The organism is Radiobacillus deserti (assembly GCF_007301515.1).
GTDB classification, from domain to species: domain Bacteria; phylum Bacillota; class Bacilli; order Bacillales; family Amphibacillaceae; genus Radiobacillus; species Radiobacillus deserti.
This window is the reverse complement of record NZ_CP041666.1, coordinates 3,411,862-3,427,874: the sequence shown is the minus strand read 5'-3', so window position 1 is coordinate 3,427,874 and position 16,013 is coordinate 3,411,862. Positions and strand designations below refer to the sequence as shown.

The following is a 16,013-nucleotide window of genomic DNA, read 5'->3' as shown; positions in this document are numbered from 1 at the left end:
CTATTAAACCGCGTGAAAATGGGGAGTAAGAGGTTAAAATGAAAGGCTATCCAAGGAAAATGGTTTATATTTCTTGGATAGCCTACAATTACTTAGAAATGTTATTTAAATATTACTCTGTTACGACATTTGGTGCAACAGATGTTTTTGCTTCCTCTGGGTTTTCAGGCGAACGTTTTGGGCGTTTGATGAAAAACGCGAGTAACAAAGCTAACGCCGCAATAAACATCGAAACAAAGAATGAGAAGTTAATTCCATTTAACATAGCTTGGTTTGTGACTTCCTGTTGCATTGCTGCTGCAGCATCTGGAGAAAGTTGTGTAGTACCTGCTTTCGCCATTGCATCGGTCATAAGCTCTTCAGCACGTGCTTCCGTACGGTTGTTCATGACAGTAATGAGTAATGCAGAACCGATTGCTCCAGAAACCTGCTGTAACGTGTTGTTCATTGCTGTACCGTGTGGATTGTGGTGCATAGGAAGTGCGTTTAACCCATTCGTCATAACAGGCATCATGACCATAGACATGCCAAACATACGTAATGAATACAACAATATTAAGTTTGCGTAGCTAGTTGACATGCTAAGTTCGCTGAAAAAGTATGTCGTCACGATAGTGATAGTCAATCCTATCACGGCAAGAACTCTAGCGCCGAACTTATCAAATAAACGACCAGTAATTGGAGACATAATCCCCATCAATATGGCTCCTGGAAGCATCAGCAAGCCCGACTCGAATGGGTCAATTCCACGAATAGTTTGGACGTAGATAGGCATTAAGATCATACCAGAAAACATTGCGATAGAAATAACAATCGATATCGCAGAAGAAAGAGCAAACATTGGATGTTTGTAGATACGGAATTCTAGCATTGGGTCATCCATTCTAAGCTGGCGTAAAATAAACCAGACTAGTGCAACGACACCGGCGATAATCGTTCCATATACTTCAGGATCATCCCATCCCTTATCCCCAGCAAAGCTAAATCCGTATAATAGTCCACCAAATCCAACACTGGATAGTATAAGAGATACGACATCTAAACGAATTGCTCGTTGTGGAGTAACGTTTTTTAGTTTAAATATGGATAGAATAAGAGTAAGTATAGCAAAAGGTAACACGATATCGAACAATGTTCTCCAATCATAATGCTCTACAATCCATCCGGATAAAGTCGGCCCTAGTGCAGGAGCTGTAATCATAACTAAACCGAATGTTCCCATGGCAGCTCCGCGTTTTTCAACAGGGAATGCCGTGAGCATAACGTTCATTAACAGTGGCATCATAATCGCTGAACCGGATGCCTGAATCATTCTAGCGGTTAAAAGTATAGCGAAGCTAGGTGCTAAGCTTGCAAGTAATGTACCTGCTGTGAATAAGCTCATTGCTGTAATAAACAAACTTTTATTGGTGAATCGTTGGATGAAAAAGGCGCTAGCTGGAATCAGGATTCCGTTTACTAGCATGTATCCGGTAGACAACCATTGTACAGCAGTAGGCTCCACCTCAAAATCACGCATAATGGAAGGTAAAGCTATATTTAATAACGTTTCATTTAAAATGGCGACAAATGCACCAATAAACAAGATAGATATCATCGCATATGGTGGTTTTTCTGGAATTGTGTGTTGTTCAGACATTATGTCTCAACCCTTCTTTCTAAAATGTTATTCTTAAGTACTAAAGTATTCTATACCGTCAGTCTAAAAAAATCAACATTAAAATTAAGGAATTAACAAAAGATTGATAAATAAGGGTGTTTCATCTAAAATACCAAATAGACCAACGTTCTAAAAAGGGGATTTTACAATGAATGCAAGAAGAAAACAAATAATGGATGCTGCCCATCAATTATTTATTGATAAAGGATTTGCCGACACGTCCATTCAAGAAATACTAGATGAAGCGGGTGTGGCTAAGGGAACCTTCTATAACTATTTTGCTTCTAAGACTCAATGCTTAGTCGCAATACTGGAATATGTGAAAGAAGAAGGGAATAAAAAAAGGGCAGAGCTTGCCTACGGAAAATCCCCGACAGATGAAGATATCTTTGTAGAACAAATTGCGGTAAGATTAAAGATGAACCGTCAGTATAAATTAATCGGCTTATTTCAAGCAGCTTCTATTTCTTTAGATAAGGAGCTCCAAGCATATATTAAGAAGCAGCACGGCCAAGAGTTAACGTGGATGTCCCATCGAATTGTGGAAGTTTACGAATTAGAGGACAAACGGTTTTCATTTGATTATGCAGTATTGCTAGCTGGAATGACACATCATTTGATCTATATTTGGATGATGGGTGCGGATAAAGAGGTGCAGGTTGAAAAAGTAATTAAGTATGCATTGTCCCAGCTAAGGTTTATTATTGATGGAGATAATTCGTCTTCGACACCGTTTTTTAGTCAAGATTGGTTAAGTGTCTATCATTTAGATGGAATAAGCATGGTACAAGTTAAGGAAGAACTCATAGAATTACTATCTGATACAATTAAAAAAATGCAAAAGAGTGAGCTTGTGAGTCCTCTAGAGCATTTAGAGTTTCTTAAAGGGGAGCTTGAAACAGAGCAGCCACGTTATTTCCTTATAGAAAGTGTGCTACTAGCTTTATCTAAATATAAAGAAGCTTTTGGAATGGAACAAGAGATAAAGCGCATTGGTGTCCTTACTTGGAAATGGCTACAAACTGTTAAGGAAGCGTAAATATTTCATTTACTCCCCCAATAACGAATATTTCATCATATAATGAAGAGAGACCGTAGTATAGGATGTAGTTTTTTAAAAGGAAGGTAATTATGTCTGAAGAAAACATTACTAGAATAGATGTAGATGGAAAACAAATTATCTTAATCGGAACCGCGCATGTCTCAAAGCATAGTGCGGAGCAGGTAAAAGAAGTCATCGAGATGGAAAAGCCAGACTCTGTCTGTGTGGAACTAGATGAACAAAGATATCAATCTATTATGGACGGCAACAAGTGGAAGGATACAGATATCTTTAAAGTCATTAAAGAACGAAAAGCAACCCTTCTTTTGATGAATTTAGCCATTTCATCTTTTCAAAAAAGGATGGCAAAGCAATTCGGGATCAATGCGGGTCAAGAGATGATTCAAGGGATTCAATCAGCCGAGGAGATAGATGCTAATCTAGTGTTAGCTGATCGAAATATCCAAGTTACGTTTTCGCGAATCTGGCACAGTGTCGGGACGTGGGGGAAAGCAAAGCTATTAATGGAAATCGTTTTTAGTATTTTTAGTAGAGAGACGATTTCGGAGGAAGAATTGGAACGATTAAAGTCGCAAGATATGTTGGATGCGATGCTTCATGAATTTACTGTTAACTTTCCAAAACTAAAGACACCGTTAATTGATGAGCGGGATCAATTCCTAGCACAAAAAATAAAACAAGCACCTGGTGATAAAGTGGTTGCGGTAGTTGGTGCAGCTCATGTTCCGGGGATAAAGGAAGAAATTCATAAAGAACAAGACTTGAATACCATCACAAAAGTGCCGCCACGCTCTAAGGTGCCTAAAATGATCGGTTGGTCGATTCCGATTCTGATCTTACTGATTGTTGTTTACACTTTTTTGGCGAATCCTTCGGCGGGATTACAACAAACGATTAGCTGGATTCTTTGGAACGGTTCCTTCTCGGCTTTGGGGGCAATTATTGCCTTAGGTCACCCATTGGCGATTCTAACCGCTTTTATTGCGGCTCCTATAACTTCATTAAATCCGCTCATTGCATCAGGGTGGTTTGCTGGTATTGTACAGGCTTATTATCGTCGTCCTAACGTAAGTGATTTCGAAAACTTATCGGAAGACGTGTACAGTGTGAAAGGGTTTTGGGGGAATAAAGTAACTCGTATTTTGCTCATTGTAACATTATCTAATCTAGGGAGCTCTATCGGAACTTTCATTGGTGGAATAGATGTAATCCGAGTATTTCTTGAAAATATATAAAAATTTGGGAAAGGTCGTTGCTAATACAACGGCCTTTTATGTTTTTGTTAGGGAAATAGAAGGTTTTTAACCGTACGATGAAGAAAATAGGTACATAAGAAAAACGTTTGGTGGAGGAATCAAAATGAATGTATCCATGTTAACGGAAGTACCGATAATTCCGGTATTACGAAAAATCCCGTATGAGAAAAGTGAAAGAATCATTCAAGCGCTGGTGAATGGCGGGATAAAGTCCGTTGAAATAACGATGGAATCAGATGGTGCGGAAAAAATGCTAGAAGCAGCAAGAGGGAAGTTTGGTGATGAAGTGATTGTCGGTGCGGGGACAGTTGTGACGAAAGAAGATTGTCAACGTGCAATAGAAGCAGGTGCACAGTTCATTGTATCTCCCATTTTAGTTGAAGAAGTGGTTCGATTTGCTTCGGAACAAAAGATTTTAGTTATTCCTGGCGTTTTTACTCCGAGCGAAATGATGAAAGCGATGCAAAATGGTGCTTCGATGGTTAAAGTGTTTCCCGCATCTGTTTTAGGGCCAGAGTTTATCAAAGACGTGAAGGGGCCATTACAAAATGTATCCATTATGTGTACTGGTGGTATCACACGGGAAACTGCAAAGTCCTATTTGGACGCCGGGGCGCTAGCTGTGGGTGCGGGAAGTGCACTATTGAAAAAGGATCTTATTGCGAAAGAAGAATTTGAGGGAATAACGAAGGAAGCTAGAAAATGGCTTCGTATGATTAGTGATTGATACGTGTGAACGAGCTTCACTTGTTGAACAGGAGGGATTATCTGAATGTTTCATGGATCAGACAAACAGCATGTTACGCATGTATCCTTGATTGTCTCAGATATAGAAAGAGCAATTACATTTTATGTGGATACGTTAGGGTTTAAAGTGAAGAAACGACAGAATGGAGTTGCTTCCCTCACTGTAGACGGAAAGCAAACAATCATTACATTGGAACAGCCTGAAGCGGTTACGGAAAAAGAAGCCCGAAGGACAGGGTTATACCATTTTGCTGTTTTGGTTCCAACGAGAAAAGATCTGGCACTAGTCTTGAAACGTTTGCTAGAAAAAGGATACCCATTACAAGGTGCGTCTGACCACTTAGTGAGTGAAGCACTCTACTTATCAGATCCCGATGGACACGGTGTTGAAATTTATGCAGATCGCCCTTCGGAGCGATGGACTTGGCGGAATGGTGAAGTCGTAATGACAACGGCTGCAATCGATGGTCCGGATTTATTAGCAGAAGCAGAGGAATACGTTTGGGGAGGGTTGCCATCAAATACGGTGCTAGGGCATATCCATTTACATGTCGCGGAGCTAGACGAGGTAAGGCGATTCTATACAGACGGACTCGGCTTTCAAGTTGTAAATAGTCAGTATGGTACACAAGTGCTATTCGTATCGACTAATGGATATCACCACCATGTTGGATTGAATATTTGGAATGGACGTAATGCACCAAAGCCATCTTCTAATAGTGTGAGAATGAAGTATTTTACAGTTTCTTATCCTTCTGTAGAAGAAATGGAACAAGTAGTTCGACGACTGGAACTACTGAATGCACCGTTTCACTTTGTAGAGGACGCTGTTTTTACGAAAGATCCATCTGGTAACCAAATAGAATTGGTATTCTCCTAATATGTTGAGGGGCTCTTTTAGAGAAACGTGATACAAAAGAAGCATTGTTTTAGAGAGTGCGGATTGTTACTGTTCGTCAGGAAAAACCTAAATGTATCCTATACGTTATTTAGAATCGTATTGGATGGGTTTGGGTTTTTTATTTTTTGCGTGCAATAGTTAAAGGGGTTTTTAAGGGTTGGGTGAGAGAAAGGATTGTATGGTTTAACCACTAAAGCGCATGCGTTTGCCTTATTAAACATAGACTCTATTCGATAGGTTTATTGTGTTATTACGAAAATATCCGCAATAAGACAGAAAAATTGCAAACGCATCTAAAAACTTCGACTTAAAATATAATATTGACATATCAATGTTTTAAAGTAAGAAGTGTACTTTTTATAATCGAAATGTAAAATTTATTTTAATAATAGGTTGCTCTTCATTTTAAGCTGTGCTAGAATCAAACCATAAAATATAGTGCAAACGGTTTCACTAAAACCTAAAAACGCTTCCTTTGTAGGAATTTAGTCATGGTTTTATTTTTATGGAAGGCAGGCGTACCGTTTGTCGTGATCGGTAAACCGGTTTCCAATACGAGTGAAATTATGTATGCAGACAAGGCTAACGTTCAGGCATCGAAGGATGCGATAGAGCATCTCATCCAATTAGGGCACCCTCCATTACCCTCAATTATAGAACAAAGGGATTCCTGCATTGCATACAAGCCTAAGCAAGAGAAGTCTGCTTAGGCTTCGGTTTAGGCCGATGCATTTTTTTGAAAATTAAGTGCAAGCGATTTCCTTGTTGTTTGCATTGTGTAGACTAGCTAACGAAGAAGGACTTCCATGAATGGTGTAATGCGATTTTCTGTAACCAATATAGTATGGCTACTGAAGACTTACGAGATCTATTAAAAAAGCGTGGGTGGCCGTCCACTGGCTTTTTTAGCTCTAGTAATAGGAAGTGGAATCATTCTGTATGTAAGTATAAGAGGATTACCGTTTTCAATTCCTTTTTTTACAGGTTCTCTTATTACGTTTTTATCATTTTCTCTGTTTTATAAGACTGATAGTTACTGGAGAAAAGAAATAAATTAGATGCAACTAGGAGGATTAACATGAATCAAATATGGTGGAAGGAAGCAGTTGCCTACCAGGTTTATCCGCGAAGCTTTATGGATTCTAACGGGGATGGAATTGGTGACATTCAAGGAATGATTTCTAAATTAGATTATTTAAAGGATTTAGGAATCGATGTTATTTGGGTTTCTCCAATTTATAGCTCACCAAATGATGATAATGGCTATGATATTAGTGATTACAAAGGAATAATGTCCGAATTTGGAACGATGAAGGACTTTGACGAACTTTTATCAGAAGTCCACTCTAGAGGCATGAAGCTCATTATGGATTTAGTTATTAATCATACCTCAGATGAGCATCCTTGGTTTATTGAATCAAGATCTTCCAAGGATAATCCGTATCGTGATTACTATATTTGGCATCCGGGCAAAGATGGAAAAGAACCGAATAACTGGGAATCGATTTTTGGAGGTTCTGCTTGGGAATATGATGAGCAAACAAAAGAGTACTATTTGCATGTCTTTTCTCGTAAGCAACCAGATTTAAATTGGGAAAACCCGGATGTTCGTAGTGACTTATATGAAATGGTGAACTGGTGGTTAGATAAAGGGATTGATGGATTCCGAATTGATGCTATTTCTCATATTAAGAAGCTTCCCGGATTCCCTGACTTACCAAATCCAGAGAATAAAAAGTATGTAAACTCTATGCCTGGTCATATGAATCGAGATGGAATCCAGGTCTACTTAGAAGAGCTCAAAAAGGAAACCTTTGATAAATATGACATCATGACAGTCGGTGAAGCAAATGGAGTAAGTGTAGATCAAGCCGATGAGTGGGTTGGAGAGGAGAATGGCAAGTTCAATATGATCTTCCAATTCGAGCATTTAGATCTATGGGGCAAAAGTATATCAGGTGGGTTAGATATTCATGCTCTGAAACAAACGTTAACCAAATGGCAAAAGGGACTTGAAGGAAACGGATGGAACGCTTTATTTTTAGAAAACCATGACCAGCCTCGATCTGTTTCCACTTGGGGAAACGATAAAGAGCTAAGAGAACATTCAGCTAAATGCTTGGCGACACTGTATTTTCTCATGCAAGGAACACCATTTATTTACCAAGGTCAAGAGCTGGGAATGACGAATGTCCAATTTGACTCTATTGAGGATTATAATGATGTAGCCATTAAAAATTTATATCGAAACGAGCGAGAAGAAGGCAAATCTCACGAAGAGATTATGAAGATCATTTGGAAAAATGGAAGAGATAATTCCCGTACTCCGATGCAATGGAATGCACAAGAAAATGCTGGTTTTACAACAGGAACCCCTTGGTTGAAGGTGAATCCAAATTTCAAAGAAATAAATGTGGAACGAGAAATGAAGGATGATACCTCCATCTACCATTATTACAAAGACTTAATTACGTTAAGAAAACAACATGATGTCCTTGTATATGGAAACTATGATCTAGTTTTGGAAGATCATGACCAAGTGTATGCTTACACGAGAACGCTCGATGAAAAGCAGTTCTTAGTGATATGTAATTTATTTGCTGAGAAGGCTAAGGTAGATTTGCCAGAGGGTGTGGAGCAAGAACACTTAAAACTAATGATGAGTAACTATGAAACTACGGATGACATTTTTACACTAAATCCATATGAAGCAAGAATATACAAAGTAATAACGAGGCTGGGGCATAACGAAAAGGATAAGCCGAAAAGCTGAACAACAGCCTATACTAGCTCCGGAAATATACGAAGACTCCAGCGGAAAAAAGGCATCGGTGAGACCCCACCGTGCGTCAGCACGAGGAGGCTCACCAAGCCGCCCGCAGAAAGCGTAATATATTTCCGGAGCGGGGTATAGGCACTAATGATAATTGTTCGTTTTTTCATTGCTTCCTATAGTTTTGTCCCAGCCTCATTTTAAGGTTTAATCTTCGTTTGAAAGCTTTAGCATATCTAACACTTTGAAGAAGATACTTAGGGCAATTGCTACGATGGTAGCAAGCCCCATCCCTTTTAATTCTACTTCTCCAATATGGACGGCAGCACCACTAATCCCGATAACTAATACGATACAAGTTAAGATTAAGTTCTGTGATTTGTTATAATCCACTTTTGACTCTACTAACATACGAATCCCACTCGCCGCGATAATCCCGAATAATAGAATCGAAATCCCGCCCATCACAGGAGCTGGGATAGAAGAAATTAAGGCTGCTAGTTTTCCGCAGAAGGAAAGAATGATTGCAATAATTGCAGCTAGCCCAATGATATAAGTGGAGTACACACGAGAGATAGCAAGAACTCCAATGTTTTCTCCGTACGTCGTATTAGGAGTTGCACCTACAAAGCTTGAAATAATAGTGGAAATTCCATTACTTGCAAGGGAACGATCTAGCCCAGGGTCTTTTGTAAGGTCCTTTTTTACAATGTTGCCAGTAACGAAAAGGTGACCGATATGCTCTGGAATTAATACAAGTACGGCAGGAAGAATCATTAAGATATCAGAAACATTAAACTTCATTTGATAGTATTGTGGCATGGAAATCCAAGCAGCTTCTTTCACACTTGAAAAATCTACTATTCCGAATGCATAAGAGATAATGTATCCTGCAATGATTCCAATAAGAATTGGTATGATTTTTAAGAATCCGCGTAATGTCACCCAACAAATGATGGTTATCATGAGCGTTAAGAAAGAGATTAATACAGTCGTGGAGTCCATTGTCCAATCTGTTGCGTCGGCAGGCGCAATCCAACCCGCCATTTCAGCTGCAACAGGCACAAGCTCTAATCCAATAACGGCAACGATAGCACCCATTGCTGCAGGTGGGAAAATAACGTCAATCCAGGATGTACCTGCTATTTTAATGATGAAAGATACAAGAACTAATATAATTCCGACAAATAAGAAACCACCTAAGACGTAACTGTACCCAGCGCCGTCCTGGTATTTTCCTAATACAGCGAAAACGGGTGAAATGAAGGCGAAGCTTGATCCAAGGTAAGCTGGAATCTTCCCTTTCGTAATAAAAATATATAAGAGTGTTCCGATTCCATTCATTAATAGGATCGTAGCAGGATCAACCCCGAATAGTACGGGCACCAAAACTGTAGACCCAAACATCGCGAATAGGTGCTGTAAGCTAAGCGGTATGCTTTGAAGTAATGGTAATTTTTCATGAACTTGAACTTCTTTGTGTGCCATTTCTTTCTCCCCTTTAACGTAAGAATGTGTAAGATAGAATGGCGTTACCTTCATAAAAAAAGCACCTTGCCCAATCGGCAAGATGCTTGGCACTCTATGGTTAAGGACATCCTTCCCTAAGCACACAATGCTAATGCAGAAGCTCGTTCTGCAACACCTTGCCAGCCTCTCTGGACTGATTTAAAGGTAACCGTATCTACTTATCTCTGATATTATGGCAACAATTAACCTATCTGTCAATGGTTTTTGAGTAGATAAAAGTCGAAGGGAACTTAATAATGAGATTCAAGCATACTAATATTCTCAAGCTTGAAAATAAAATGATGTTAATAGACATTTAAGCGAACCATGAAAGTAGAAGACTGGAAATAAAAATAAAAACTTCGTATAATTTTACTTATCAAGCGATAAGTTTAATGTGTGGAAAGGGATAAATTAAACATGGACGATAAAAAAATACCCGTTGTAAAAGATAATGCAACGCATATCACCAAGCAAAACATTATCGACATTGCAGATCGTTTATTCATGACCTATGGGTATCGAGCAGTTTCAACAAGGAAGATAGCGGATGCATGTGGGTTAACTCAACCAGCTTTGTACCACCATTTTAAAAATAAAAAGACGATTTACTTAGAAGTCGTTCAAGCCAACATGCGTCGAACAAAACTGGCCATTAAGAAAATCGTCCACCAATCCAATCGATTGGAAATGCGTATTGAGAGCCTATCCTATTACATGCTCATGAATCATGAAGTGGACTTTAATCAAATGTTTCACGATGTAAGACACGAAATGGATGAAGAGACACAGAAAAAAATGAGGGTGTGGTGGTTGGATAGTTATCTGAATCCGGTCGTTGACATACTAAAGGAAGCAGTAAACGAAAAAGAAATAAAATCTCTGGAAATTCTAGAGACAAATGAAGTGGAGTTAGCCTATTTGTTACTCGATTTCATAAAATCCTCTTTTCCAAACCAACAAAGAGAGTGGGGTGTTTCCGAGAGGCGGCAAGAAGCAAATAGGAAATCTAAACTCATTTCTAAATTATTTTTAAATGGAATAGGAAGTTCTAAAGATTTGGAATAGAGCTTCTTTTTTTACATATTACTTATCAAGTGATAAGTCGGAGGGGTGTAAGCATGAAAAGTATGTTTCAAAGGTATGCAAATTTTGTAACAAGTACATTGGGGAGATGGGTGACAGTCGGAGTCTGGATTGGTGTCATTGCAATCTTTACGCTGATCTTTCCACAGGCAGATTCACAAAAAAATGAACAAGCGGAAGAATTTTTAACAGATGTTCCATCTGAACAAGCAGCCCAAGTTATCAAAGAAAATTTTTCAACGGGCTCCGGACTTCCAGCACTACTTTCATGGTATAAGTCCTCTGAGATACAGGAGGAGGACTTATCTGCCATACAATCCTATGTGAAAGCATTACAGGCAGAAGGATATGAGGGGGTCACCATTCCGCCCTTTCAGCAACTTCCTTTACCTGCATTGAAGCAACAGGTTTCAGAGGATGGTACTACCTTCGTCTTACCTATTCAATTCCCGGATAACATGGAAACAGAAAAGATGAATGAGACTTTGCAATCAATGAAGAATATTGCTAAACAAGAATTCGAGCAAAGCCCGTTTGAAGTATCTTTGGATGACGATGGATTAGCAGTTCGTGTAACAGGTCCCGCGGGTATAGCAGTAGACGCAACAGAATTGTTTAGTCAGGGTGACTTATCATTACTAATTGGCACGGTTATTATTGTCTTAGTGTTCTTATTAGTGATTTACCGCTCCCCTATATTAGCTCTAATTCCACTTATTTGTGTAGGGATGGCTTACCTCATTATAAGTCCTGTTTTAGGATCGATGGCTAAAGTGAATTGGATTGATTTTGATTCACAGGCAATAGCCATTATGACAGTCTTATTATTTGGTGCAGGTACGGATTATTGTTTGTTCTTAATTTCTCGTTACCGAAGAAACCTTCGTGAAGAAAAAGATCCAACCGAAGCGTTAAAGCATGCCTTTACCTTCTCTTGGGGTGCAATCGCAATGAGTGGTTTAACGGTAGTAGTAGCGCTCCTCGTCTTACTAGTTGCTGACTATGGATCGATTCACCGTTTTGCGATTCCGTTTAGTGTTGCGATTTTTATCATGATGCTAGCTAGTATTTCATTAGTCCCTGCCATATTGAGTATTTTAGGAAGAGCTTCGTTCTATCCTTTTATTCCTAGAACTCCAGAAATGAAAGAGGAGCGCTCGAAGAAAAAAGGAAAATCCGTTCCAAAAGTAAAAGAGACTGGACGATTTGCAAAAACAATTGGAAAGTGGGTTACAACGAAGTCATGGTTCGTTGCCATTTCAGGGATTGTATTGTTAGGTATTTTAGCATTCTTTTCGTTTGGGATGAAGTTTACGTACAATACACTAGATGCTTTTCCAGAGGATATGCCGTCAAGGGAAGGATTTGAGCTTTTATCCGAACACTTTAATGAAGGGGAGCTTGCTCCTGTACAAGTGGTTATAGAAGCGACAGATGAGCAAACCGTGACAGAGGTTACGGAAGTACTACAAGGTAAATCCTACATTGCTAATGTAAAACCTGCTCAACAAAGTGAGGAAAACACTTCTCTTTATTTGTTGGATGTAGAACTAGATAGAAATCCTTATTCAAATGAAGCGATGGACAGAATTACGGATATTCGTAGCTCTGTTAGCTCGATTGCGGATTCAGAAAGAATCTGGATTGGAGGACAGACCGCTACCCAATATGATACGAGGCTAACGGTAATGGATGATCAACAAATCATCATTCCGATTATTATTGGGTTCATTGCCCTGCTTTTATTCGTTTACTTGCGTTCCATCACGGCAACTGCGTATCTTATTGGAACGGTATTGTTATCGTACTTTAGTGCGTTAGGACTTGGTTGGATTATCCTGCATTATGGATTCGGTGTGGAGGCCATTCAAGGATTTATTCCTCTTTATGCATTTGTGTTTATTGTCGCGTTAGGAGAAGATTATAATATCTTTATGATTTCGAGCATTTGGAAAAAATCGCGTCACCTGCCTTTGCATGAAGCGATTAGTCAAGGCACAGTGGAAACTGGTGGAGTCATTACCTCTGCGGGACTAATCTTAGCTGGGACGTTCATGGTGTTAACGACATTGCCAATTCAAATTCTCGTCCACTTCGGTACAATCACTGCACTTGGGGTGCTCATTGATACATTTATCGTCAGACCATTCCTTGTTCCAGCTATTACGGCTATTCTTGGTAAATGGGCGTTTTGGCCAGCAAAGAGGGAACCTTTAGTAGAAATTAAACAGAGAGAAAACCAGAGCTGAGCTGCTCTGGTTTTTCTTTTAGATTCTAAATCAATATAAATAATATAGATGAATAATGCTTGGTGATTGTCACTTCATTCCGTCGGATATTTCCAATATTCAGAGAATCCAGTATATAGGGGTTAGAAATAGAGGATACTTTTTACTAAGTTAAACAAGGAGGCGGACTGGAATGCAACTCATTTCTACTATCCATGCATATGAACAATCGATAAAATTACCGACAAGTGCACGCCCATTACTAGATCCATCTGACGTAGAAGTTCCGAAAGGCTATAAAGTCGAAGTTGTAGTGGCTGGTCTTTCCTTTCCGACAGGTATGGGGTTCGCGGATGATGGAACGCTGTACATTTTGGAAGGTGGAAGTACTTGGCCAACGAGACCCGCACTCCCACCACGAATATTAGAAAGAAAGCCAAGCGGTGAGATAGAAGTCTTTGCTGTAGAAGAATTAGGTGGCCCAAGAGGGGTTACCTATCGTGATGGCTATCTATATGTAATTTGCAAAGGCGGCTATCAAGCCCGCGTGGTTCGTTACGATGTTGAAACGAAAGAGCGCACCGTTCTTTTTGATGAAATCCCTAGTGGTGGGTGGCATGAACCAGGAGGTCCACTATTCGGTCCTCATGATGGGCTTCTTTATTTTGCACATGGTTCCGTATCGCAAAATGGAGTTTCATTACCACCTGGTTTTACAGTGGATTTAGCAAAGCATCCGGAAGCACATGATATACCAGGTGAAGATATTACGTTAACGGGACAGAATGTGACAAGCAGGAATCCGCTTATGCCTTTTCCTTATTTAACGGAAACAGGTGCCTTTAAGCCTTTTGGTACTCCGTCGGAAAAAGGTGAGAAGATAACCGGTGAGCTATGGTGCAGTACCGGATTATGGCGGGCCAAGCCAGATGGAACGGAACCGGAACTATTGGCGTGGGGATTAAGAAATCCGTATGGAATGGCTTTCCGTGAAGACGGAGAATTATATGTTTCAGATAATGGATTAGAGGAAAAAGGGGAGCGAGCAATTGCTGGTGATCCCGATCGTATTTGGCATATTAAGAATGCAAAAACGTCTCATCACTCTATTGAAAAACCAGATTGGTATGGATTTCCTGATTACCGTGCAGATGGAGTGAAGGTTTGGAAGGAAGAGTGTCATGTGGAAAAAGGCAAAAATGCAGAACAATTGATAGAAGACCCTCCTGAATGGGCGGGGCCACCAGTCTATTTTGAAAAACCACATTCTTGTATGACAAAGATGGATTTCTGTAAGTCGGAGCATTTCGGCCATAAAGGGAAACTTTTCGCTTGTGAATGGGGAACATTGGCTCCTTTAAATTCTCCACACCATAAGGATACAAACCACGGTTTCCAAGTCATTATGGTGGATGTCGAGAAGGGGGATTCAGAGGTCTTTCTTCACAATAAACAAGAAGGGGCTGCATCTTATCATGGATCTGGTGGTATAGAAAGACCTGTGGATTGTAAGTTCCATCCAGATGGAGAAAGTCTCTACGTTCTTGATTTTGGGGTTTCTCCTGTTACAGAAGGTTATATGCAAGCATACGGTCATACAGGAGTCCTTTGGAAAATAACGAAAGAATAGGTGGATTAGATGACACAAAAACAATCACTGACGTTGATTGAACTAGGAAGTACTTATAGAGAAGAACAATTGGATAGAGTGGAACGCTGGCTTGGCAATACGATAGCAATTCAAATAGCTTTGATGGATATAACCAACAAAGCTTTAAAAGAAATAAAAGAGCCTCATATTCATGAAGCGCTAAGTAAAATGGAAAAATCGAATCAACGCCATCAAGACCATGCGGAATCCCTCTATAAGATCATTTCAAAAGAATATACGAAGCAGAGAAATCAACTCATGGGCAAAGGAACTGCCTTGCTGGAGCAAGGATTATTTTCCTTTCAAGATTTAATGGGCGGGGCGGTAGGATCTTGGAAATACATGCATCAGCTTGTTTCTCTCAATCAACAAGTAATGGGAGCGTTTGCTATTCTAGAACAATTAGGTTTGGCGCTTGGAATGAAGGATTTTGTAGATACCGTATTTAAGATTGTCCACGAAAAACAAATGCATCAACTCATGTTACAGGAATATATGTTAGAGATGGCATCTATTTCAATCCTTTACAAGAACACTGTATAGAAGGGGGAGGAAAAATGGAACGGAAGAGCGGTAGACTCATAACTTCACGACAGTTAATTTTAGGGGCTTTACTTAGCTCGATTGCAGCACTATTCCAATCTGCTGGCGCTTTTATTGGAATTGGGTATGCATTAAGTATGTTAGCGACTCTCCCGATATTAGTAGCAGCTTTTATTTCGATTCCACTTGGAGTACTTAGCTATATGACGGCGATTTTGTTACTTGGCGTTTTGCAGCCTAGTGAGCTTTGGATATTCCCATTTACAACAGGACTACTCGGATTAGGTATTGGTATTGGCTTTAAAGTTAGAAATCATTGGGTCGTAGCAACTAGCTTTGGGGCGATTTTCTTAATGTTGGGGATATCTGTAGTGTTGTATGGATTTTCCTATCCGATACTTGGACCAATCAGTTCTTCATTTTCTATCGTTGTTTTACTTGGGATTCTTGGATTCAGCTTCTTTTATAGCTGGTTATGGGTAATAGGAGGAATAAAATTAAGACAGAGAATACAAGGTGTAGTAAAAGCAAAATCAAAGCAACTGGAAGCTACATAAAAAAAGGCTATTCTAACGAATAGTTTTTTTTATTATAAA

Annotated in this window: 13 protein-coding genes; 11 read left to right on the top strand and 2 right to left on the bottom strand. The window is 39.5% G+C overall.

Going from position 1 to position 16,013, the window contains the following annotated elements; all coding sequences use genetic code 11:
- Positions 1–112 precede the first annotated feature (112 nt).
- Entirely contained in the window at positions 113–1,639 is a 1,527-nt protein-coding gene (locus FN924_RS17915) for a DHA2 family efflux MFS transporter permease subunit (RefSeq protein ID WP_143896866.1), read from the bottom strand.
- A 169-nt stretch (positions 1,640–1,808) separates the two neighbouring features.
- Between FN924_RS17915 and FN924_RS17910 the strand changes: the two genes are divergently transcribed.
- The 6 genes from FN924_RS17910 to FN924_RS17885 all read left to right on the top strand — a co-directional run bounded on the left by FN924_RS17910 (position 1,809) and on the right by FN924_RS17885 (position 8,400).
- Positions 1,809–2,699 carry a TetR/AcrR family transcriptional regulator gene (locus tag FN924_RS17910; protein ID WP_143896864.1) on the top strand — a complete coding sequence of 297 codons (891 nt, stop codon included), beginning with the start codon at positions 1,809–1,811 and terminating at the stop codon, positions 2,697–2,699.
- Between the two features lie 92 nt (positions 2,700–2,791).
- Positions 2,792–3,958, top strand: coding sequence for a TraB/GumN family protein (locus FN924_RS17905; protein ID WP_143896862.1), 1,167 nt, complete (start codon positions 2,792–2,794; stop codon positions 3,956–3,958).
- A 124-nt stretch (positions 3,959–4,082) separates the two neighbouring features.
- Positions 4,083–4,706, top strand: coding sequence for a bifunctional 4-hydroxy-2-oxoglutarate aldolase/2-dehydro-3-deoxy-phosphogluconate aldolase (locus FN924_RS17900; protein WP_143896860.1), 624 nt, complete (start codon positions 4,083–4,085; stop codon positions 4,704–4,706).
- A gap of 45 nt (positions 4,707–4,751) precedes the next feature.
- Positions 4,752–5,606, top strand: a complete 855-nt coding sequence (locus FN924_RS17895; RefSeq protein ID WP_143896858.1) for a VOC family protein — start codon at positions 4,752–4,754, stop codon at positions 5,604–5,606.
- A 512-nt stretch (positions 5,607–6,118) separates the two neighbouring features.
- A complete protein-coding gene (locus FN924_RS17890; RefSeq protein ID WP_143896856.1) occupies positions 6,119–6,337 on the top strand; it encodes a hypothetical protein in 219 nt (72 codons plus the stop codon).
- A 368-nt stretch (positions 6,338–6,705) separates the two neighbouring features.
- Positions 6,706–8,400 carry a glycoside hydrolase family 13 protein gene (locus tag FN924_RS17885; protein WP_143896854.1) on the top strand — a complete coding sequence of 565 codons (1,695 nt, stop codon included), beginning with the start codon at positions 6,706–6,708 and terminating at the stop codon, positions 8,398–8,400.
- 207 nt (positions 8,401–8,607) lie between these two features.
- On the opposite strand, the gene uraA is transcribed toward FN924_RS17885, so the two are convergent.
- Entirely contained in the window at positions 8,608–9,888 is a 1,281-nt protein-coding gene (uraA, locus tag FN924_RS17880; protein WP_143897285.1) for a uracil permease, read from the bottom strand.
- Positions 9,889–10,329: 441 nt separating this feature from the next.
- Between uraA and FN924_RS17875 the strand changes: the two genes are divergently transcribed.
- The 5 genes from FN924_RS17875 to FN924_RS17855 all read left to right on the top strand — a co-directional run bounded on the left by FN924_RS17875 (position 10,330) and on the right by FN924_RS17855 (position 15,974).
- The gene (locus FN924_RS17875; RefSeq protein ID WP_143896852.1) at positions 10,330–10,977 is read left to right on the top strand and encodes a TetR/AcrR family transcriptional regulator; all 648 of its coding nucleotides are present in this window, start codon (positions 10,330–10,332) and stop codon (positions 10,975–10,977) included.
- A 53-nt stretch (positions 10,978–11,030) separates the two neighbouring features.
- Positions 11,031–13,244, top strand: a complete 2,214-nt coding sequence (locus FN924_RS17870) for an MMPL family transporter (protein WP_143896850.1) — start codon at positions 11,031–11,033, stop codon at positions 13,242–13,244.
- Between the two features lie 172 nt (positions 13,245–13,416).
- Positions 13,417–14,853, top strand: a complete 1,437-nt coding sequence (locus FN924_RS17865; RefSeq protein WP_143896848.1) for a PQQ-dependent sugar dehydrogenase — start codon at positions 13,417–13,419, stop codon at positions 14,851–14,853.
- 9 nt (positions 14,854–14,862) lie between these two features.
- Positions 14,863–15,417, top strand: a complete 555-nt coding sequence (locus FN924_RS17860) for a hypothetical protein (protein WP_143896846.1) — start codon at positions 14,863–14,865, stop codon at positions 15,415–15,417.
- 14 nt (positions 15,418–15,431) lie between these two features.
- A complete protein-coding gene (locus tag FN924_RS17855) occupies positions 15,432–15,974 on the top strand; it encodes a hypothetical protein (RefSeq protein ID WP_194709672.1) in 543 nt (180 codons plus the stop codon).
- Positions 15,975–16,013: the final 39 nt, after the last annotated feature.